Source organism: Bradyrhizobium genomosp. I (2014), assembly GCF_000261685.1.
In the GTDB taxonomy this organism is placed as follows: domain Bacteria; phylum Pseudomonadota; class Alphaproteobacteria; order Rhizobiales; family Xanthobacteraceae; genus Bradyrhizobium.
On the sequence record NZ_AJQE01000271.1, the window covers coordinates 1 to 20,528 of the forward strand.

Genomic DNA, 20,528 nt, shown 5'->3' on the forward strand with positions numbered 1-20,528 from the left:
TTCCGCCTATCACAATCCGCCGACTGCGGTGGGGTGGGGGTCCTACCACATCGAGGACTATGCCGGGCAGGCTCAGGCGTTCCAGACCCAGCTCACCAGCCTGATCGTCGAGGGCGTGTTCGCGAAATATCCGCGCCTGAAGATGGTGATGCTGGAATCCGGCGTCTCCTGGATCGCGCCCTATCTCTGGCGGCTGCACAAGTTCTGGCGCGGGGTACGGATGGAGACGCCTTGGGTCGATCGCGCGCCGCTGGAACTTGTGCGCAGCAACATCCGCTTCTCGTTACAGCCATTTGATGCGCCGCCGGAGCCTGAGACATTAATTCGCCTGTTTGACCATATGCAGTCGGACGAATTGGTCCTATTCTCCACGGACTATCCGCACTGGCAGTTCGAAGGCCAGGACGCGCTGCCCGAAGGTCTGCCCCCCGATCTCGTGCGCAAGATCATGATCAACAATCCGCATGCAACCTATCCCCGCCTGACGTGAGCCCGCTGCCAAAGGAGGCAAGGCGATGAATATCCAGTTCCGCGAGAGCCAAGAAGCCGCTTCCCCACTGACCGTCAAAACCGCCATCGCGGACTGTGACATCCACCCGGCACGCGCCACCCGCACCGAGCTCTATCCTTATCTCGCCAAACGCTGGCAGCATCACCTCGAAGTCTACGGCGTCCATGCCTATCAGGGCATGATGGAGGGCCCGCCTTACCCAAAGGCCCAGCCCAACGCATCGCGCCGCGATGCCTGGCCACCGGAAGGCGGGCCGCAGGGCTCCTCGCTCTCCTTCATGCAGAAGCAGCTGCTCGATCCCAACAATGTGCAGCTGGGCGTACTCAATCCGCTCAACACCGGGCAGGGCATCCGCAATCACGAGCTCTCGGCGGCGTTATGCTCGGCGATCAACGACTGGCAGATCGACAAATGGACCTCCAGGGACAAGCGTCTGAAGGCGTCCATCGTCGTCGGCAACGAGGACGGGCTGTCAGCCGCCGCCGAGATTCGCGAGCGCGCCGGTGACAGGAACTTCGTGCAGGTGCTGCTGCTCAGCCGCAATGTCGAGCCGCTCGGCCAACGCCGCTATTGGCCGATCTACCAGGCCGCGGAAGAGGCTGGCCTTCCCGTCGGCGTCCACGCCTTCGGCTTTGGCGGCAACCCGATCACGCCGTCGGGCTGGCCGAGCTACTATATCGAGGAGATGGTCGGGCATTCGCAGTGCCAGCAATCGGCGCTGGCGAGCCTGGTGCTGGAGGGCGTGTTCGAGCGCTTCCCGAAACTGAAGATGGTGATGATCGAGGCCGGCTTCGGCTGGGCGCCGTCGCTGGCGTGGCGGCTCGACAAGGCCTGGCAGCGGCTCAGGAGCGAGGTGCCGCATGTGAAGCGGCCGCCGTCGGAATATATCCGCGAGCAGGTATGGTGGACGACGCAGCCGATGGAGGATCCGGAGCGGCGCGAGGACCTGTTCGAAGTCATCAAATGGATCGGTTGGGACCGGCTGTTGTTCGCGACCGATTATCCGCATTGGGATTACGACGAGCCCTCGCGCGTGCTGCCGGCCGGCGTCAGCGAGGCCAATCGCGAGGCGTTCTATCTCGGCAATGCCCGCAAGCTGTACGGGATCACCGCATGATCCGGAAAAGTGTGAAGCGGTTTTCCCCCGCGACAAACGCGGAACGCGTTTGCGCGGAGGTCATGCGGAAGACATAGGCATGGCACGCCACGTGATCGCGCCGGTCGACGAGTTGCCGCCGGGCACGCGAAAATTCCTGGAGATCGACGGGCGGCCGATCGCGATCTTCAACATCAAGGGCGAGTATTTCGGCCTGATGAACCGCTGCCCGCATCAGGGCGCGGCGCTGTGCGCGGGCCCGCTGATCGGTCTTGCGCAGGCGAAGGACCCCGGCGAGATCGAATACACCAGGTTGGGGGAGATCATCCGCTGCCCCTGGCACGGCTGGGAGTTCGACATCCGCACCGGCCAATCCTACTGCGACCCCCGTCGCTTCCGCGTGAAGGCCTATCCGGCCCATGTCGAGCCGGGGGCAAGTGTGGTGAAGGGGCCGTATGTGGCCGAGACCATCCCGGTCAGGATCGAGAGCGACTACGTGGTGGTGGAGCTGTAAGCCAACCGCGCCGTCATTCCGGGGCGCGCGCAGCGCGAGCCCGGAATCCATCGTGCGACAAAAATGCCGGGAGAGAAATGGATTCCGGGCTCACCTCTTCGAGGCGCCCCGGAATGACATCCAGGCGGGGGGAAGCCGCTGTTTTTTCAGGCTTTATTTTGCGTTGCAGCGACGATCCATTGCCGGAATGCGGCAAGTTTTGGCGCCTCTCGGCGGCCCTCCGGCGCGACCAGGTAGAACCCGGCATCGGCCGGCAGCGCGATCTTGAAGGGCACGACGAGGCGGCCCTTGGCGATGTCGTCCTGGACGTAGGAGGTTCGCCCCATCGCCACGCCAATGCCGTCGATCGCGGCCTGGATGGTCATGAAGATCATGTCGAAGGTGATGCCGGGCTGCCTTGCGATGTCGGCCGGCAGGCCCGCCGCAGTCAGCCACAGCCGCCAGTCATCGCTGTTGGCGTTCGAGGTGTGCAGCAGCGGATGGTTGCGCAGATCCTCCGGCCTGCGCAGCGGCTTGTCGCCGCGCAGCAGTGACGGGCTGCACACGGGAAACAACTCGTCCGCCATCAACCAGTCGGCGCGCACGCCCGGCCACTGGCCGCGGCCATAACGGATCGCGGCATCGACGTTGTCGCGCTGGAAGTCGACGAGGCCGGTCGAGGTGGTGATACGCACGTCGATGCCGGGATGCTGCTCCTGGAAATCGGTCAGCCGCGGCAGCAGCCATTTCGCCGCGAGCGAGGCCAGCGTCGACACGGTCAGTACCTTGTCGTCCTCCTTGCGCAGCAGTCGATCGGTGGCGAGCCGGAGATCGTTGAAGGCGGCGCGGACGCCCGGGAGGTAGTCGCGCGCCTCCGGCGTCAGCGCCAGCGCGCGGTTCTGCCGGATGAACAGGCGGATGCCGAGCTCCTCCTCCAGCCTGCGGATCTGATGGCTGATCGCGGTTTGGGTCACGTTCAACTCGCTGGCCGCCAGCGTGAAGCTGAGATGGCGCGCGGCGGCCTCGAACGCCCGCAATCCGTTCAGGGACGGCAATCTGGCAGTCATCTGGCAGCAGGATACATGACGTTATTTCATGCGAAAAGGTACAAATTGTCGTTTGTCGCAGCGCACTAGGAAGCAGATATTAGCGGTCAACTTAGCTCCAGGAGCTGAAAATGTCTACTTTGACTGACAATTCGATGACAAATCATCATGCACCCGGGCTGGTCCAGCAGATCGGCGAGACGCTTCACGTATGGCACGAGCGCTACCGGACCAGGCGTGAGCTGACCAACTGGACCGCCCGCGACCTCCATGATGTCGGGCTGTCCTGGTCCGACATTGCCTATGAGGCCGACAAACCCTTCTGGCGGGCCTGATTGGCCGCCAGGCCGGCGCCGCCTGACTGTGGGGCGCCGGCGGTCCCTTTTCCGCACGGCATGTGTCATGAGCATCCTTCGCCTCGAAGATCTGAAGCAATATTCGGATACGCTGCGCACCCGCGACGGCACGCCGCTCAACGTTCGCTTCGTCGAGCCGCGCGACACCGACGAGCTTCAGCACTATGTCCGCTCGCTCTCGACCCGCTCTCGCTACAACCGCTTCTTCGGTGCAATCAGCGAATTGCCGAAGGGCCTGCTCGACGACTTCCTTCAGGTCGGCGAGCGCGAGCGCTTCACGATCGTCGCGACCATGATGGTCGACGGCTTCGAGACCATCGTCGCCGAAGCGCGCTACGCGTTCCATGCCGAGACCGCGACTCTCGAGTTCGGCCTGTCGGTCGACGACCGCTGGCATGGCCACGGCATCGCCACCGCGCTGCTGAAGAACCTCGAATGCCGCGCCGCCGCACTCGGCGCCGAGCACATGTTCGGCGACACGTTGCGCTCCAACGAGGCCATGGTATCGCTTGCGCGCAAGTCCGGCTTTGCCTTCGTCAATCATCCCGATGACTGGAAGCTGGTGCGCTTCGACAGGGAGATCACGGTTGCACCGAAAGACATCCCTTGTGCGAGCTGGCGCCTCGCCGCCCTTTCCCGTCAGGCCGACAGCCCCTCAGCCTCGGCCTGACATCACTGCAAGCCCGGCCTGGTCATCCAGCGCCGGGCGTTTTTTTGCCGGTCTCTCTCCATCGTCATTCCGGCGCGCGTAGCGCGAACTATGATGCGCAATTGCGCATCGGAGAATCCATTTCACGACGTGTCTTGCGACCCAATGGGTTCCGGGCCCGATGCTTCGCATCGCCCCGGAATGACCGCTACTTCCCCGTGAACACCGCCTTGCGCTTCTCGATGAATGCCTGCACCGCCTCCTTGTGATCGGCAGTCATGGTCAGGCGGACCAGGCGCTCGGCTTCGTGATCCCTGGCGGTCTCGAAATCGAACAGCACGGCCTCGTCGAGATTGTCCTTCATGTAGCGCAGCGCAAGGCGCGGGCCTTCGGCGAGCGACTTTGCCAGCGCGAAGGCCTCGGCCTGCAATTTGTCGTCGGGCACGACGCGGTTGACGAGGCCGATGGCTTCGGCTCGCGCGGCATCGACCCGATCGCCGGTGAACATCAATTCGCGCGCCCGCGCGGTGCCGACGAGCCGGGTGAGCAGCCAGGCGATGCCGTAATCGCCTGACAGCGCGATGCGGGCATAGCCGGTCGCGACGAAGGCGGACTGCGCGGCGATGCGGATGTCGCAGGCCATGGCGATCGCGAGCCCGGCGCCGACCGCCGGGCCGGGCATGGCGGCGATCGTCGGCTTGCGCACCGAGACCAGCGCGCCGGTCAGCAGGCGCTGGCGCTCCTGGAGATCGGCGACCTTCTCGTCAAAGGACATGTCGAGCTTCTTCGGGTCGCGATGCGCGCCCATGCCCTTGACGTTGCCGCCGGCGCAGAACGCCTCACCCGCGCCGGTGAGCAGCAGCGCGCCAACACCGGGATCCTCGCCGCAGGCGCGGATCATCGTGCGCAGCGCCGGCGTCAGCGCGTCCGACAGCGAATTGCGCGCCTCGGGCCGGTTCAGCGTGATGACGGCGACGCGCTCGCGGATGACGCAGAGCAGCTCATTGGTGCCGGTGTCGATGGTGGTTTCGGTGGACATGTCGCCTCTCTCCCTTCGTCATTGCGAGCGAAGCGAAGCAATCCAGTCTGCATCCGTGGAGACATCTCTGGATTGCTTCGCTTCGCTCGCAATGACTGTTGTTGTGATGTTATCGCCTCAGAACTTCTCCACCCAGGGCCGCAGCTCCAGCTCCCAGCTCCAGGCGCTGCGCGGCTGCTGCAGCACGTTCCAATAGCTCTCCGCGATCGCATCGGGATCGAGCATCGAGTCCGGCTTGTCCGCGGGTTCCGTGTATGCGGCGCCACGAATGCCGCCATCGATCACGAAATGCGCGACGTGAATGCCTTGCGGCGACAATTCGCGCGCAAGGCTCTGCGCGAGCCCGCGCAGCGCGAACTTGCCCATCGCGAAGGAGGCGGATTGCGCATAGCCCTTGACGCTGGCCGAGGCACCGGTGAACAGGATCGCGCCGTGCCTGTTCGGCAGCATGCGCCTGGCCGCCTGCTGCGCGACCAGAAAGCCGCCATAGGCGCTGACTGCGATCGCATTGGCGACGTCGGCCGGAACGAGATCGACGAACGGCCCGCGCGTGCGGCCGCTGGCATTGTAGACGACGAGGTCGGGCGTTCCGATCTCGCGCTCGACGAGGCCGAACAGCCGTTCCACTTCGTCGGGCTCGGTGGCGTTGCAGGCATAGGCCTTGGCCCCGGTCTCGCTGCAGAGCGCGCCGAGCTTTTCGATCTTGCGCGCGGCGAGCGCGACGCGGATGCCCTGGGCGGAGAGCAGGCGCGCCAGCGAGGCGCTCAGGCCTTCGCCGGCACCGACGATGAGGGCGATCTTGTACTTTGGATGTTCCATGGCGTGGTCTCTCGCAGGCAGGGAGCCGTTGATCTATGCATGGGCTGTGCGAACAACCACCCGGCGCGGTCACAATTCCGCAGCGCGAATTGCTCCCTCGCGGCGATCATGCCGCCCTGACAATTTGCGGCTTTATCGCTGTCCGCGACTGGAGCATGATCGACATCATGCCAAGCGGCAAGCGCCAAAACAGCGCAAAATGTCCGCAGGACGGAAACGAAGAGGACGGTCATGCATAAGCCGGTCACAGCGCAGCCACAAAATGTCGCGGCCGCACCCGCCGGCCTGCTGGCACCCGATACGTCAGGCATGAATTTCTATCGCGCCGATCCGGCGCTGGCCGATCTCCTGCGCATCCATCTGCCGAACACACTGTTCCGTCATATCGAGCCGCATCTCGACCGTCTCGGCGAGCTCGCCGGCGGCCATCTCGACGAATGCGCGCGGCTCGCGGACCGGCACACGCCCGTTCTGCACCAGCGCGACAAGTTCGGCCGCGATGTGCAGTCGATCGAGTATCACCCGGCCTATCGCGAATTGGAGAATGCCGCGTTCGGCGAGTTCGGCATCCACGCGCTCTCGATCCGCAAGGGCATCATGGGCTGGCCGGACAAATATCCCGTCGTCGCCAAGCACGCCTTCACCTTCCTGTTCAACCAGACCGAATTCGGCATGGGCTGCCCGATCAACGTCACCGATGGCTGCGCCAAGCTGCTGGCGAATTTCGGCAGCGAGGCGCTGAAGACGAAATATCTCGACGGCCTGACCTCGACCGATATGAGCAAGCTGACCCAGGGCGGTCAGTTCATGACCGAGAAGGAAGGCGGCTCCGACGTCGGCACGCTGACCACGCGCGCGGTGCAGGAGGGCGACCATTGGCGTCTCTACGGCGAAAAATGGTTCTGCTCGAACGCGGACGCGAAGGTCGTGATGCTGCTGGCCCGTCCTGAAGGCGCGGGCCCCGGCACGCGCGGCGTCGGCCTGTTCCTGATGCCGCGCTTTCTCGACGACGGCTCGCAGAACCACTACCGGATCGTGCGCCTCAAGGACAAGCTCGGCACGCGTTCGATGGCCTCGGGCGAGATCAAGCTCGAAGGCGCGATCGCCTACGCGGTCGGCAAGCTCGACCGCGGCTTCGTGCAGATGGCCGAGATGGTCAACTCGTCGCGACTCTCCAACGGCGTCAAGTCCGCCGCGCTGATGCGCCGCGCCTATCATGACGCGATGACGGTCGCGACGAACCGCGTCGTGTTCGGCAGCCGCATTCTCGACCTGCCGCTCGGTCGGCGGCAGATGCTGAAAATCATGCTGCCGGTCGAGCAGGCGCTGTCGATGAGCTTTCTCACCGCCGATGCGCTCGATCGCGCCGAAGCGGGCAGTCAGGATGCGGCAGCGCTGTTGCGCATCCTGACCCCGACGCTGAAATTCCGCGCCACGCGCGATGCGCGAAAGGTCTGCGGCGATGCGCTCGAGATGCGCGGCGGCATCGGCTATATCGAGGAATTCGCCACCGCCCGCCTGCTGCGCGACGCCCATCTCGGCTCGGTCTGGGAGGGCACCGGCAACATCGTGGCGATCGATGCGCTCAGGCGCGCCGTTGGCCGCCACGGTGCCGAATCCGCGCTATCGGCCGATCTGCACGCGCGGCTCGACGACAGCGCTTCCGTGCCGCAGGCCTGGCGCGACCATCTGCGCGGCCTCGCCGATCGCGCCGTCGGCTTCGCGCGCGAGGTCGCGGGCAAGTCCGAGAACGAGGCGGATGCGCGCCGCGCCACCAGCCTGCTCTATCATGTCGCAAGCGCGGTCGCGTTCGCCTGGGAAGCACACCGCATCCACGAAATGCGCGGCGATGCGCGCCGCTTGCTGCTGTCGCGCCTCGTCATCGATCATCGGGTGTTGCCGAGCGATCCGTTCCGGCTGACGGAAAATGCCGCGCAAGCGAACATCGCCGCGCTGCTGCTCGGCGATCGCGCAGGCAGCATGCGCGAGGTTGGCGAACTGGTTCTGGCAGCGTAGGCTGTACTCCGCGATCAAACAAAAATGTGCCAGGGAGTGCTCGATGAAGGCCGCCGTGCTCTATGAAGTCAACCAGCCGCTCGTCATCGAGGACATCAGCCTGCCGAAGCCGGGCCCGCGCGAGGTCCTGATCCGCACCGCGGTCGCCGGCCTCTGCCACTCCGATCTGCATTTCATGGAAGGGCTCTATCCGCATCCGCTGCCCGCGGTGCTCGGGCACGAATCCGCCGGCGTGGTCGAACAGGTCGGCTCCGACGTCACCTACGTCAAGCCGGGCGACCACGTCGTCACTTGCCTGTCCGTGTTCTGCGGCACCTGCGACAACTGCACCACGGGCCGCACTGTGCTCTGCACCGACACCACGGTGAAGATGATGCCGGGCGTCTCAAACCGCATGCAGTGGTCGAAGCCGGAAAAGCTGCACCAGTTCCTGAACCTCTCCTCCTTTGCGGAGCAGATGCTGGTGCACGAGAACGCCATCGTCAAAATCAGGAAGGAGATGCCGCTCGACCTCGCCGCCCTGATCGGCTGCGGCGTCATCACCGGCTACGGCGCGGTGGTGAACACGGCGAAGGTGACGGCCGGCGAGACCGTGGCGGTGATCGGCTGCGGCGGCGTCGGCATGGCCGCGATCAACGGCGCGCAGATCGCCGGCGCCGGCCGCATCATCGCCATCGACACCAATCCGGCCAAGCTCCAGCTCGCGACCAAACTCGGCGCCACCGACATCATCAATCCCGCCGACGGCGATGTCGTCAAGCAGGTGCGTGACCTCACCAATGGCGGCGTTCATCATTCCTTCGAGGTGCTCGGCCGCAAGGAAACCGCGGAGCAGGCGTTCGGCATGCTCGCCTCGGGCGGCACCGCGACCATCGTCGGCATGATTCCGTTCGGCCAGAAGATCGAGCTGCACGGCTTCGACTTCCTGCGCGAGCGCAAGATCCAGGGCTCCTCGATGGGCTCGAACCATTTTCGCGTCGACATGCCGCGCCTGGTGGATTTCTACCTGCGCGGCCGGCTGCATCTGGAGGACTGGATCTCGGCCAAGCTGAAGCTCAGCGAGATCAACGAGGGTTTTGCCAACATGAAAGCCGGCAAGACGCTGCGCAGCGTGATCGTGTTCGATAGCTGATTTCAGTATCGCCGTTTTTCGCTCCGTCATTGCGAGGAGCCTCTTGCGACGAAGCAATCCAGGATTCTCCGCGGAGGTAGTCTGGATTGCTTCGCTTCGCTCGCAATGACGTGGAGGCATCAATCATCGAACATCTTCGGCGGCACGAACCCGCCGAACTCGCGCTCGATCAGCTCGGCCAGCTTCAGCGGCGTGCGATCCTCCAGCCACGGCCCGACAATCTGGACGCCGACGGGCAGGCCGCTCTTCGACAGACCGAGCGGAACGGCCGTCGCAGGCAGGCCCGGAAGCGTCGCGACGCCCGGCCAGGCGAGCTGGTCGGAATAGGGGTAATCCCTGCCGTCGATGCCGATCGTTCGCAGGCGCTGCTCCGGCGAATGATCATGTGGAAAGGCCGGCGTCGGCATGATCGGGCAGATCACCGCGTCGAAGCTCTTGAACAGCGCCCGCCATTGTGCCCGCAGGCCGGCGCGGCTGCCTGCGTCGAGCACCCAGGCGCGGTGGCTTGCGGTGATGCCGCGCAGTCGCTCCGCGCCGAGGCTGCGATCGTCCGGCGAAAGCTGGCTCTCCCGTGCCTGCGAATCCGCGAGCTCGTCGGGAGGTAAGAACGCGCCGAGGAAGCCCAGCAGCATGCGCATGTAAAGCTGCGACGTCTCCGCGAAATCCGGCAGCAGCGTGCTCTCACGTGCGATGGTGACGCCGGCCTTCGACAGATCCATTGCGAGCTTGTCGATCGCGCCGCGGACGTCCCGGTCGGTCGGCAGCAGCGGGTGGCTGTCGATCACCAGGACACGAAAGTCCCGCAATGATTGATGCCGTGCAACGGGCAGGTCGAGCTTGTAGGCGATGCCGGCGTCCAGTGGATCCGGTCCGGCCATGACGTCGAGCAGCAGGGAGAGATCTGCTGCCGTGCGCGCCATCGGCCCGATGACGGCGAGGTCGCCCTCGCGCGGAATGGCCGGAAACGGCGGCGGGGTCTCGCCGCGCGCCGGGCAGAGATTGAGAGTCGGCTTGTGCGCGAAGACGCCGCAATGAAAGGCCGGCACGCGCAGGGAGCCGCCGATGTCGGAGCCGGTGGCGAGCGCGCAACAGCCTGCGGCGAGCGCTGCCGACGATCCGCCGGACGAACCGCCCGGTGTACGGCCGAGATCATAGGGGTTGTTGGTGGTGCCGTAGATGTCGTTGTAGCTCTGCCAGTCGCCGAGGCCCACCGGCACGTTGGTCTTGCCGAGGATCACGCCGCCCGCCTCCTTGATGCGCGCCACAGGCAGCGCGTCTTCTACGGGTTTGAAATCCCTCTGCGGAACGAACCCCCAGGTCGTCGGCAGGCCGGCGATGTTGAAGGATTCCTTGATCGTCACGGGCAGGCCGAGCAGCGGCTTGCGCTCGCCGCGCGCCAATGCAGCGTCCGCCTCGCGCGCGGCAATCAGGGCCCGGTCAAAATCCCGGACACAGATCGCGTTGATCTTGCCGTCGTGACGCTCGATACGGGCGATCGCATCCTGCGTGAGCTCGACCGCGGAGACCTTCTTCGCGCTCAATGCGGCCGACAGCTCGACCGCGCTCTTGAAGCTCCATTCCGATTTCGCCACACCGCTTCTCCCGCTCTGGTTGTTGGAGGATGATGCGCAGTTTGGCGGAACGCTGCAATGGCTGTTTGATCGCGATTGCCATTCCTCAAACTGTTATCGCCCGCCTTGTGCGCACTTGCGCACTGGGGCGGGCGATCCAGTACGCCGCGGCTTCCCGGTCGAATCACGGGGGACTCTGGGAATCTGGAGTCCCCGCCTTCGCGGGGAATGACACCGGGGTGAAAGTCGCTACGCCGCCCCGATCACGATCCCCACCGCCAGCACGATGGCGCCGCCGAGCACGATCTGGAACACGGCCTGGAGGAACGGCGTGTCCATGTAGCGCGAGCGGATGAAGGCGATCGCCCATAATTCGAAGAACACGACGACGCAGGCGATTCCCGTCGCGATCCAGAACGCGTTGGTCCAGCTGTCGGGAACGAGATAGGGCGCGGTGTGACCAAGCCCGCCGAGCGTCGTCATCGCGCCGCAGGTAATGCCGCGCAGCCAGGGCGAGCCGCGCCCCGTGAGTGAGCCGTCGTCGGACAGCGCTTCGGCAAAGCCCATGCTGATGCCGGCGCCGATCGAGGCGGCGAGGCCCACCAGAAACGTCTGCCAATTCTGGTGCGTGGCAAAGGCGGCCGCAAACAGCGGCGCCAGCGTCGAGACCGATCCGTCCATCAGGCCTGCGAGGCCAGGCTGCACATATTGCAGCACGAACATGCGCCGCCGCGTGCGGTCTTCCTCGGCACGCACGTCCGGCTTGAGGATCTCGTCGGTAAGTTTCGCGGCGGTGTGCTCGTGGCCCTTCTCGGCCTCGGCAAGGTCGCCGAGCAGCCGGCGCACGTTGACGTCCTCGGCCTGCTCGGCGGCCTTGGCGTAGAAGCGCTCGGCCTCGAGCTCCATGGTCTCGACTTCCCGGCGGATGGTGTCGAGCGGCAAATTCTTGGTCAGCCAGATCGGGCGGCGGCGCAGGAAGCCCTTGACGTCCTCGCGGCGGATCGGCGGCAGATGCTGGCCGAAACGCTGCTCGTACGTTTCCAGCAGCATGTGACGATGGCCGCGCTCCTCTTCGGCCATCTGCTCGAACAGCTTGGCGGAGTCGGGATAGCGTTCCTTCAGGTCCTCGGCGAAGGTCATGTAGATGCGGCTGTCCTCCTCCTCGGAGGAGATCGCAACCGCCAGCACCTCGCGCTCGGTCAGATCGGCAAAATTCTTCACGGCAGCCCTGTCGAAAGTTTAGAATTATTCTAAACCATAGGGTGCGATGGTTCCCCGGTCAAATCAGGCGGTGCGGGTCCTGGAGAGGAAGTTCAACAGCAATCGGGTGACTTCGGCCGGCTGCTCCTGCTGGACCCAATGGCCGGCGCCGTCGACGAGATGGCAATCGAGCATCTTCGTGCATGCGCGCGCCTGCATCGTCTCGAACACGCCCGGACGCTGATACGTGCCCCAATCCTGCTTCCCCGAGATGAAGCAGGAGGGCACGTCGATGCTGCGGCCGGCAAACAATTGCAGCTCATTGTTGAAAGCGCCCGAGGTGCCGCAGCGATACCATTGCAGGCCGCCCTGGAATCCGGTGCGGCCATACTCGGCGCTGTAGTAAGCGAGCTCGCGCTCCGGCAGCCATCGGTTGGCGGCGATTGCGGCCGGCGACGGCATCTCCTTCGCGACCGTCTCGGCCATGGTCTCGTTCAGGTCCATCACGTAGTAGGTCGGCAGCTTCGCCAACTCGTTCGCCGACCACGATGTCAGCGGATAGGGCTTGTTGTCGGCCCAGTCCGCGCTCTTGTGATGATAATAGGCGCGCAGGAAATCGTGCACGCCCTGCGGCGCGCGGTGCATCTCGGCGTTCGCCTCGCGCGTCGCGTAGTACCATTGATAGTGTTTTCGCGGCCGCGGCAGCGCGGCCAGCGCGCGATGAACGGGGTCTTCGGCGGCAGGCTTGGCCGGCATGTCGACGGTGCCAAACGGCAGTGGCGGCGGTCCGCCGAATGGCGCGCTCATCATCGTCGCTGAACGAAACACGTCAGGCCGGATCAAGGCACACCAGGCCGCGACCGGGCTGCCGAAATCATGCCCGACCACATCGACCCGCCTGTAGCCGAACGCCGACACCAGGGCGAGCGCATCACGCACGAGATTGAAGAGCGAGAAGGGCGCGAGATCGCCGTCGTACTCCGCGCTCCATCCCGTCGTGCGGCCATAACCGCGCTGGTCCGGCGCGATCACGTGGTAACCTGCATCCGCCAGCGCCGGCATTACCTTGCGCCAGGAGAAGGCGAGCTCCGGAAAGCCGTGCAGCAGCAGGATGCATGGCCGGCCCTTGGTCTCGAAGCCGGCCTCGAGCACATGCATGCGCAAGCCGTTGATGCCGTCGACATAGCGCGAGCGGATGCCGGCGGGGAGGGGAATGTCGGGGAGTGCGGTCATCAATTCCTCCGTCGTGGGCGCTTCTTACCCTCCCCTAGAGGGGGAGGGTCGATCGCGCGAAGCGCGAGCGGGGTGGGGTGATCTCTCGACACGAACAGTGTTCGTTGCGGAGAGACCGTCACCCCACCTCGGTTCGCATTCCGCTTCGCTGCATGCGAACCGATCTTCCCCCTCCATGGGAGGATAGGAGTTCGCGGCCCGAGCCGCGCTGCATCACACCGTCGTGCAAACGAATCCGCCGCCCTTGCGCCTGATCTTTCCGGCCGACGGCGAGGGGAAATGCGCGGTGCAGCACAGCGTGTCGGTGTCGCAATAGCGCTCCAGGAAGCTGCGGCGCGTCGTGGCTGCCTTGGCCGGGTCGACGTCGAACTTGATCGACAGCTCCGGATAGAGCGTCTGCAATGGCGAGTGCATGAGGTCGCCGGAGAACACCGCATCGTCCTTGCCGCGGCCCATCGTGAACGCGACGTGGCCTGGCGTATGGCCCGGCGTCGGCAGGATGCGGACGTGATCGCCGATCTGATGATCGTTGCCGACGAGCTCGTGGCGTCCCGCTTCGACCACGGGCAGCACACTGTCCGCAAACGGCGGCACCTCCGACTTCGCGTTCTGCTTCGACCAGTAATCGTACTCCTGCCTGGCGAAGACATAACGCGCCTTGGGGAAGGTCGGCACCCAGCGGCCGTTCTCGAGCCGCGTGTTCCAGCCGACATGATCGACATGCAGATGCGTGCACATCACGAAGTCGATGTCTTCGACGGAGAATCCGGCGGCGTTGAGCGCGCGCAGATAGGTGTCGTCGGTCTTCATATTCCATTTCGGCCGCAGCGGCCGCGGCTTGTCGTTGCCGATGCAGCTGTCGATCAGGATCGTGTGGTGCGGCGTCCTCACCACGTAGGACTGGAAGCACAGCAGCAGCACGTCCTGCTCGTCCAGCGCCTTTGCTTCGCGCATCCACGCCCGGTTCTCCGCCAGCACCTCAGATGTCAGTCCCGGCAGCATCTCCAGCGCCGGGACGAAGGAGGTCTCCTGCTCGATGACGCGGTGGATGGTGAGATCGCCAACCGAGAACTTCAGGCTCATGGACACTCCTTGCGCTTTACGCGGCCGGCGGCACCGAGATCTTGACCGAGGGCCGCTCCAGCATCCTCTGGTGGAAGGCGTTGAGCTTGGGATAGGCCTTGCGCCAGCCGCAATCGGCGAAGCGGAAGTCGGCGTAGCCGAGCACGCAAGCGAGGCCAATCTGCGAGATGTCGAACGGGCCGTTCAGGACGTCGGGCATGTTCTCGAAGCGCGCCATGCCGGCCCAGGCCCGGTTCCAGTGGTCGTCCGACCAGGCCTGCCATTGCAGGCCCTGCGGCCGCACCATCTTCTCGTAGCGGCACAGCAGCATGGAATCGAGCATGCCGTTGATCAGGGAGTGATTGGTCTTGGCCTTCCAGCGCCGCGGGCCGTAGTCCGGGATCAGGCTGCCGCCGGCCATCTCGTTGAGATATTCGACGATGACGTAGGAATCCAGGATCACGTCGCCGTCATTGGTGATCAGCACCGGCAGCTTCTTCAGCGGCGTGATCTTCGAATAGTCCTCGTTGGCCGTGCCCGGCGTCACGGCCGCTGGCACGAACTCGATCTTGTCGATCAGCCCGAGCTCGATCGCGGCGATGCGCACCTTGCGGGCGAAGGGCGAGGCGGGGGAGAAGGTGAGCTTCATGGGAAATGTCCTAGGCAGTATTTCGGCGGTTGTTTTCGTCATTGCGAGCGAAGCGAAGCAATCCAGTCTGTCTCTGCGGAAATAGTCTGGATTGCTTCGTCGCTTCGCTCCTCGCAATGACGACGGGAGGGCACGGCTTACGCCGCTACGATCTCCTGGCGCTGCTCGCCGAGGCCTTCGATGCCGAGCGTGACGACGTCGCCGACATTGAGGAAGGTCGGCGGCTTCATGCCGAGGCCGACGCCGGGCGGGGTGCCTGTCGTGATGACGTCGCCGGGCAGCAGCGTCATGAACTGCGAGACATAGGAGATGCACTTGGCCATGGAGAAGATCATGGTCTTGGTCGAGCCGGTCTGGCGGCGCTGGCCATTGACGTCGAGCCACATCGACAGGTTCTGCACGTCCTTGATCTCGTCCTTGGTCGCGAGCCACGGACCGAGCGGGCCGAACGTGTCATGCGACTTGCCCTTGGTCCACTGGCCGAGGCGCTCGATCTGGAATGCGCGCTCGGAGACGTCGTTGCAGACGCAATAGCCGGCGACATGGTTCAGCGCGTCGGCTTCCGAGACGTATTTCGCGCGGGTGCCGATGATGGCGGCGATCTCGACCTCCCAGTCGAGCTTGGTCGAGCCGCGCGGCTTCTCGACCGGATCGTTCGGACCGGACAGCGAGGTGTTGGCCTTCATGAAGATGATCGGCTCGCTCGGGATCTCGGCGCCCGTCTCCTTGGCATGGTCGCTGTAGTTGAGGCCGATCGCCACGAATTTCGAGATGCCGGTGACGGGCGCGCCGAACCGCGGCTTGCCGGAAACGGCGGGCAGCGAGGCGGGATCGAGGCCTGCCAGCCTCTTCAGGGACTCGGGCGAATAGGCCTCGCCGGTGAGATCCTTCACGTGCGCCGACAGGTCGCGCAACTGGCCGGATTTGTCGATCAGGCCGGGCTTTTCCGCACCCTTCTCGCCGTAACGAACAAGCTTCATTCTCGTTTCTCCCTGGAGATTGGACCAATCGGTTAACAGCTTCATGGAACAGGGCGGCAGGAAATTCAACCGCCCAAAACAAGGATCACCCCAGCGCTGCAAACCTGAACGCGTCGCCCTCCCGCCTGATGTGCCCGGCCGAAAAGTGCCCGCCGATCACCAGCGTCGGCGTGTCGGCAAAGCGGCCGAACAGCGCCGCCCGCGTCGCGGCCGATTGCGTCTGGTCGGAATCGGCGGTCGAGGACCAGCCGAGATGCGCCATCTGGCAGGGGTGATGAGCGACGTCACCGGTGAGCAAGGCCTGTTCGCCGTCAGACCGGATGAGGATGCTCATATGGCCGGGACTGTGACCCGGGGTCGGGATCATGCTGATCTCCTCGCAGAGCCGGTGGTCGCTCGGGATCAGATCGGCCCTGTCGGCATCGACGATCGGTTGCACGGAATCGCCAAACACGGCTTGCTTGTCAGGTTCCGTCGAATGGTCGCGCCAGTATTCGTATTCGGTCCTGCCGAAAACGTAGCGCGCCTTCGGAAAGGTCGGCACCCATTTGCCGCCCGACAGTTTCGTATTCCAGCCGACGTGATCGACATGGAGATGCGTGCACAGCACGGTGTCGATGCTGTCGGGCGGAAAGCCGGCCGCCGTCATGGTGTCCAGGAATGGCGTGCTGCGGTTGTTCCAGGTCGGGACGTTGCGGCCCTGCTTGTCGTTGCCGAGGCCGGTGTCGACCACGATGCGCCTGCCGGGCGTCTCCACCACCAGCGAATGGATCGACATCTTCAGCCGGCCTTCTTCGGTGGCGAAATGCGGGATCAGCCAGGGCAGCTTGCGGATTTCCTCATTGTTCGCGAGCGGCAGGATGAAACGGGTCGAGCCGACCGTCTCCAATTCCACCACCTTGGTGATTTTGACCTTGCCCACCTGCCACTGCATCGGCACCTTCCCATCTTCTTTTTGGTGCCGAAACATGCGGTTTTCCGCCGTCAAGCGCAATGGATCATCTGACGCAATGCGGCGTTATCGCGGGAACCTGGAGAGAACCATGCCGGAGCTAACGATTTCCGCTGAGAAGGTCGCCTTCATCATCGAGAAGGCGCGTGAATTCGACGTCAAGGAGGGGGATTCCGATCCGGATTCCGGCTCGAACCCCAGCGATGACGATGCGATCGATGTCCTCGAAGACGATGGCTCCGACCCTGTCGTCAACGAGCTCGGAAGCTTCATGATCGCCTTGAATGAGGACGAGCAGGTCGATCTCGTCGCGCTGACCTGGCTGGGTCGCGGCGACGGCACGATCGATGACTGGGACGATCTGCGCGCCCGCGCCGTGGAGGCGCGCGGTGAGTATCGCAGCCCGCGCCGCGAAACGGTGCACTATCTGCTCGGCGAGCCGATGCTGGGCGACCTGCTCGCCAACGGGCTCGAGGAATTCGGCATCGACTGGACCGGCGAGCGCCTCACCGCCGATTCCTCCGATCCCAGCGAGCGGGACGAAGACGAGCCGACGAAGCAGCGGTGATGATCGGGCTCTGACACCTCCACATCGTCATGGCCGGGCATAGCCGTCCGAAGGACGGCGTCGCTTCCGCTCGCCTATGCCCGGCCATCCACGTCTTACCTTGCCGAACAAAGAACGTGGATGCCCGGGACAAGCCCGGGCATGACGATCTTTCGTGGAATGCGCTGTTGCGGATGCGATGATGCGTTTACAGCGTCCCCGGGAACGCACCGCCATCCAGCAGAATGTTCTGCCCCGTGATGAAGCCGGCCTTGGCGCCGCACAGGAAGGCGCAGGCATAGCCGAACTCGTCGGGCTGGCCGAAGCGGCCGGCGGGGTTCAGCTTGGCGCGCTCGGCCAGGATCTGCTCAGGCGTGACGCCGCGCTTGTCGGCCTCGGCCTTGGCGGTGCCGGTGAGCCGATCGGTCTCGAACGGGCCCGGCAACAGGCCGTTGATGGTGACGTTGTTGATCACCGTCTTGCGCGAGAGGCCGGCGATGAAGCCGGTGAGGCCGGCGCGCGCGCCGTTGGACAGGCCGAGGATGTCGATCGGCGCCTTCACCGCGGCCGAGGTGATGTTGACGATGCGGCCGAACTTGCGCGCCATCATGCCGTCCACCGTCGCCTTGATCAGCTCGATCGGGGTCAGCATGTTGGCGTCGATCGCCTTGATCCAGTCGTCGCGGGTCCAGTTGCGAAAATCGCCGGGCGGCGGGCCGCCGGCATTGTTGATCAGGATATCAGGCTCGGGGCAGGCCTTCAGCACCGCCTCGCGTCCCGCCGATGTCGTGATGTCGCCGACGATCTCGGTGACCGTCACATCGGGACAGGCCTTGCGAATCTCGTCGGCGGTTTTCTTCAGGGCCTCGGCGCCGCGCGCGGTTAGCGTGACATGAACGCCGGCCTCCGCCAGCGAGATGGCGCAGGCGCGGCCGAGACCCTTGCTGGATGCGCAGACGATGGCGCGGCGACCCTTGATCCCAAGATCCACTGTTTCACTCCCGTAATGTCAGGCAGGTTTTGGACGGCGGCCACTCTAGCCAACATCAGTGCCGCTGATAAGGGATCGGCCCGCACCAAAATGCATGGCGCGTCCGCGCGGCGATGCAAATGCGGGCTAGATGCGCCGCTCCTGCTTGAGGCGGTCGATCGCGGCGGCCGCCTCCGGGGGCAGCGACTTGAAGCCCATCTGGCCTGCGGCCGAGAACAGCGGCCGCAGATGCGAGCCGGCGAGAAAAACCGGCTCGCGGTTGGCCGGCACGATCTGGTCAAATACCAGGACCAGCGTGGTGGCGACGAGGCCGACCCTGATGGCGCCGAGCGCTGCGCCGCCGAGCCGGTCCCCGATGCCCGCCTCGCCGATGGTGTCGTTCAGCGCGATGCGTCCGATATGGCCGAACAGCATGCCGACCACCACGAAGATGCCGAAGAACCAGATCCAGTTCTGCAGCAGCGGCGAGTTTGGATTGCCGGCAATTTGCGGTGCGATCAGCGGCATCAGCGCCAGCGCGATTGGTGCAGCGAGAAGATAGGCGAGGATGGTCATGGCGCTGCGGAGCAGGCCGGTCCTGAACCCGAAGCCGACCGCGACGGCGAGCGCGGCATAGACGGCGAGATCGAAACTGTTCATGAGCGCAACCCTGCCTTGACGAGACGAATGAACGCCGAACCGATCATTCCGGTTTCAGATCGCTAAAATCGTCTGTATTGGTGGCTCCAAACGTGAAGGGTTATCGCCAATGTCAGACCTATTCGACGTCAGTAAAGAAACCATCCTCGTCACGGGCGCGAGCCAGGGGCTGGGCCGGCAATTTGCACGGGTGCTGGCGGCGCATGGCGCATCCGTCGCGCTGGCTGCGCGGCAGACCTTCAAGCTGAAGAGCCTCGAGGAGGAGATCCGCGGCAAGGGCGGCCGCGCCGCTGCGGTCGCGCTCGATGTCACCGACACGGCCTCGATCGCCGGGGCTGTCGATGCCGCCGAGGCTGCGCTCGGTCCCGTCACGGTGCTGATCAACAATGCCGGCATCGCCATCGAGAAGCTCGCGACCGAGCAGACCGAGGCGGACTGGGACGCCGTGATCGGCGCCAACCTCAAGGGCGCCTATTTCCTCGCGACCGAAATCGTCCGCCGCATGATTGCGCGCAAGCAGGAAGGCAACATCGTCAACATCGCCTCCGTGCTCGGCACCGGCGTCTTGAAGGCGGTCTCGCCTTATGCGATCTCCAAGGCCGGCATCATCCAGGCGACCAGGGCGATGGCGCTGGAGCTTGCCGGGCAGAACATCCGCATCAATGCGCTCGCGCCGGGCTATATCGACACCGAAATGAACCATGCGTTCTGGTCGACGCCGGCAGGCGAGCGCCTCGCCAAACGCATCCCCCAGCGCCGCGTCGGCGCCGAGTCCGATCTCGACGGCGCGATCCTGTTGCTGGCGTCAAGGGCATCGCGCTATATGACGGGAAGCGTGGTGACGGTGGACGGCGGCTTCTTGCTGAATTGAGCTTCCCTTCGTCTCTCCCCGCGTGCGGGGGGAGGCCGGAATTTGCGGGAGCAAATTCCGGGTGAGGGGTACCCTCCGCGCGTTGAGATGATCTGTACAGCTACTGCTCCATCCGCATCGTCATTGCGAGCGCAGCGAAGCAATCCAGAGTCTTGCCGCGGAGGGATTCTGGATTGCTTCGCTGCGCTCGCAATGACGGAAGAGAGGGCTACCGCATCTCCCCGCTGATCATATCCGCCGCCTTCTCCCCGATCATGATCGTCGGCGCATTGGTGTTGCCGCCGATCAGCGTCGGCATGATCGAGGCATCAACCACGCGCAATCCTCCCACGCAGTGCACCTTCAGCGCCGGATCGACCACGGCAAGCGCATCCGTGCCCATCTTGCAGGTGCCGACGGGGTGATAGACGGTGTCGACGCGTTCGCGCAGCACGGCGCGGATATCGTCGTCGCTGCGTACGTTCGCAGTGAACATGTCCCGGGTCTGCAGCGCGCGTAGCGTCGGCGTCTCCATCAGGCGGCGCGTGGTCTTGAAGCCCGCGACCATGGTCTCGAGATCGTCTTCGTGCCCGAGGAAGTTCGGGTCGATCAGCGGCGCCTGCATCGCATCAAAGCTGGCGAGCGAAACGCTGCCGCGGCTCTTCGGGCGGAGCAGGCAGACATGGCAGGAGAAGCC

23 protein-coding genes are annotated in these 20,528 nt (G+C 64.8%); 10 read left to right on the top strand and 13 right to left on the bottom strand.

Annotated elements, in window-relative coordinates; genetic code table 11:
* From IC50_RS25220 to IC50_RS25230, 3 genes are all read left to right on the top strand, one after another.
* Positions 1-490, top strand: a 490-nt coding sequence (locus IC50_RS25220) for an amidohydrolase family protein (RefSeq protein ID WP_035711133.1), incomplete at its 5' end; no start/stop codon positions are given.
* A gap of 25 nt (positions 491-515) precedes the next feature.
* Positions 516-1,628: an amidohydrolase family protein gene (locus IC50_RS25225; RefSeq protein ID WP_035711135.1), complete on the top strand. Its 1,113-nt coding sequence runs from the start codon at positions 516-518 to the stop codon at positions 1,626-1,628.
* A 79-nt stretch (positions 1,629-1,707) separates the two neighbouring features.
* On the top strand, positions 1,708-2,121 hold the full coding sequence (locus tag IC50_RS25230) for a Rieske (2Fe-2S) protein (protein ID WP_035711138.1): 414 nt from the start codon (positions 1,708-1,710) through the stop codon (positions 2,119-2,121).
* Between the two features lie 146 nt (positions 2,122-2,267).
* Here IC50_RS25230 and IC50_RS25235 read toward each other — a convergent pair whose 3' ends face one another.
* Positions 2,268-3,167: a transcriptional regulator GcvA gene (locus IC50_RS25235; RefSeq protein ID WP_035711140.1), complete on the bottom strand. Its 900-nt coding sequence runs from the start codon at positions 3,165-3,167 to the stop codon at positions 2,268-2,270.
* A gap of 110 nt (positions 3,168-3,277) precedes the next feature.
* Between IC50_RS25235 and IC50_RS25240 the strand changes: the two genes are divergently transcribed.
* Positions 3,278-3,481, top strand: a complete 204-nt coding sequence (locus IC50_RS25240; protein WP_035711143.1) for a DUF1127 domain-containing protein — start codon at positions 3,278-3,280, stop codon at positions 3,479-3,481.
* 67 nt (positions 3,482-3,548) lie between these two features.
* Positions 3,549-4,172 carry a GNAT family N-acetyltransferase gene (locus tag IC50_RS25245; RefSeq protein WP_035711145.1) on the top strand — a complete coding sequence of 208 codons (624 nt, stop codon included), beginning with the start codon at positions 3,549-3,551 and terminating at the stop codon, positions 4,170-4,172.
* 187 nt (positions 4,173-4,359) lie between these two features.
* Here IC50_RS25245 and IC50_RS25250 read toward each other — a convergent pair whose 3' ends face one another.
* Together IC50_RS25250 and IC50_RS25255 are read right to left on the bottom strand one after the other, a co-directional pair.
* Entirely contained in the window at positions 4,360-5,190 is an 831-nt protein-coding gene (locus IC50_RS25250; protein ID WP_035711147.1) for an enoyl-CoA hydratase, read from the bottom strand.
* Between the two features lie 117 nt (positions 5,191-5,307).
* The gene (locus IC50_RS25255; protein ID WP_035711150.1) at positions 5,308-6,009 is read right to left on the bottom strand and encodes an SDR family NAD(P)-dependent oxidoreductase; all 702 of its coding nucleotides are present in this window, start codon (positions 6,007-6,009) and stop codon (positions 5,308-5,310) included.
* A 35-nt stretch (positions 6,010-6,044) separates the two neighbouring features.
* Between IC50_RS25255 and IC50_RS41465 the strand changes: the two genes are divergently transcribed.
* The 3 genes from IC50_RS41465 to IC50_RS25265 are packed head-to-tail and all read left to right on the top strand — an operon-like array spanning position 6,045 to position 9,157.
* Positions 6,045-6,248: a hypothetical protein gene (locus IC50_RS41465; protein WP_157461067.1), complete on the top strand. Its 204-nt coding sequence runs from the start codon at positions 6,045-6,047 to the stop codon at positions 6,246-6,248.
* Positions 6,241-8,025 (top strand): acyl-CoA dehydrogenase family protein, encoded by a 1,785-nt coding sequence (locus tag IC50_RS25260; RefSeq protein ID WP_035711152.1) that lies wholly within the window; start codon positions 6,241-6,243, stop codon positions 8,023-8,025. The genes IC50_RS41465 and IC50_RS25260 overlap by 8 nt, the downstream gene beginning before the upstream one ends.
* 43 nt (positions 8,026-8,068) lie before the next feature.
* Positions 8,069-9,157, top strand: coding sequence for a Zn-dependent alcohol dehydrogenase (locus tag IC50_RS25265; RefSeq protein WP_035711154.1), 1,089 nt, complete (start codon positions 8,069-8,071; stop codon positions 9,155-9,157).
* A gap of 119 nt (positions 9,158-9,276) precedes the next feature.
* On the opposite strand, the gene IC50_RS25270 is transcribed toward IC50_RS25265, so the two are convergent.
* The 7 genes from IC50_RS25270 to IC50_RS25300 all read right to left on the bottom strand — a co-directional run bounded on the left by IC50_RS25270 (position 9,277) and on the right by IC50_RS25300 (position 16,786).
* On the bottom strand, positions 9,277-10,749 hold the full coding sequence (locus IC50_RS25270; RefSeq protein WP_035711155.1) for an amidase: 1,473 nt from the start codon (positions 10,747-10,749) through the stop codon (positions 9,277-9,279).
* A gap of 228 nt (positions 10,750-10,977) precedes the next feature.
* The gene (gene mbfA, locus IC50_RS25275; protein WP_035711156.1) at positions 10,978-11,949 is read right to left on the bottom strand and encodes an iron exporter MbfA; all 972 of its coding nucleotides are present in this window, start codon (positions 11,947-11,949) and stop codon (positions 10,978-10,980) included.
* A 63-nt stretch (positions 11,950-12,012) separates the two neighbouring features.
* Positions 12,013-13,161 carry an alpha/beta hydrolase gene (locus tag IC50_RS25280; RefSeq protein ID WP_035711158.1) on the bottom strand — a complete coding sequence of 383 codons (1,149 nt, stop codon included), beginning with the start codon at positions 13,159-13,161 and terminating at the stop codon, positions 12,013-12,015.
* A gap of 213 nt (positions 13,162-13,374) precedes the next feature.
* Entirely contained in the window at positions 13,375-14,244 is an 870-nt protein-coding gene (locus tag IC50_RS25285; protein WP_035711175.1) for an MBL fold metallo-hydrolase, read from the bottom strand.
* A gap of 16 nt (positions 14,245-14,260) precedes the next feature.
* Positions 14,261-14,872, bottom strand: coding sequence for a glutathione S-transferase family protein (locus IC50_RS25290; RefSeq protein WP_035711160.1), 612 nt, complete (start codon positions 14,870-14,872; stop codon positions 14,261-14,263).
* Between the two features lie 137 nt (positions 14,873-15,009).
* Complete coding sequence (locus IC50_RS25295; protein ID WP_035711162.1) at positions 15,010-15,852, bottom strand: fumarylacetoacetate hydrolase family protein; 843 nt, start codon at positions 15,850-15,852, stop codon at positions 15,010-15,012.
* Positions 15,853-15,937: 85 nt separating this feature from the next.
* A complete protein-coding gene (locus tag IC50_RS25300; RefSeq protein ID WP_035711178.1) occupies positions 15,938-16,786 on the bottom strand; it encodes an MBL fold metallo-hydrolase in 849 nt (282 codons plus the stop codon).
* 109 nt (positions 16,787-16,895) lie between these two features.
* Between IC50_RS25300 and IC50_RS25305 the strand changes: the two genes are divergently transcribed.
* On the top strand, positions 16,896-17,372 hold the full coding sequence (locus IC50_RS25305; protein ID WP_035711164.1) for a DUF3775 domain-containing protein: 477 nt from the start codon (positions 16,896-16,898) through the stop codon (positions 17,370-17,372).
* Between the two features lie 187 nt (positions 17,373-17,559).
* Here IC50_RS25305 and IC50_RS25310 read toward each other — a convergent pair whose 3' ends face one another.
* Together IC50_RS25310 and IC50_RS25315 are read right to left on the bottom strand one after the other, a co-directional pair.
* A complete protein-coding gene (locus IC50_RS25310; protein WP_035711167.1) occupies positions 17,560-18,342 on the bottom strand; it encodes an SDR family oxidoreductase in 783 nt (260 codons plus the stop codon).
* Positions 18,343-18,468: 126 nt separating this feature from the next.
* Positions 18,469-18,981, bottom strand: a complete 513-nt coding sequence (locus IC50_RS25315; RefSeq protein ID WP_035711170.1) for a CvpA family protein — start codon at positions 18,979-18,981, stop codon at positions 18,469-18,471.
* A 109-nt stretch (positions 18,982-19,090) separates the two neighbouring features.
* Here IC50_RS25315 and IC50_RS25320 point away from each other — a divergent pair, with 109 nt between their 5' ends.
* Positions 19,091-19,852 (top strand): SDR family oxidoreductase, encoded by a 762-nt coding sequence (locus IC50_RS25320; protein WP_035711172.1) that lies wholly within the window; start codon positions 19,091-19,093, stop codon positions 19,850-19,852.
* Positions 19,853-20,060: 208 nt separating this feature from the next.
* Here IC50_RS25320 and IC50_RS25325 read toward each other — a convergent pair.
* Positions 20,061-20,528, bottom strand: a 468-nt coding sequence (locus IC50_RS25325; protein ID WP_035711174.1) for a GMC family oxidoreductase, incomplete at its 5' end; no start/stop codon positions are given.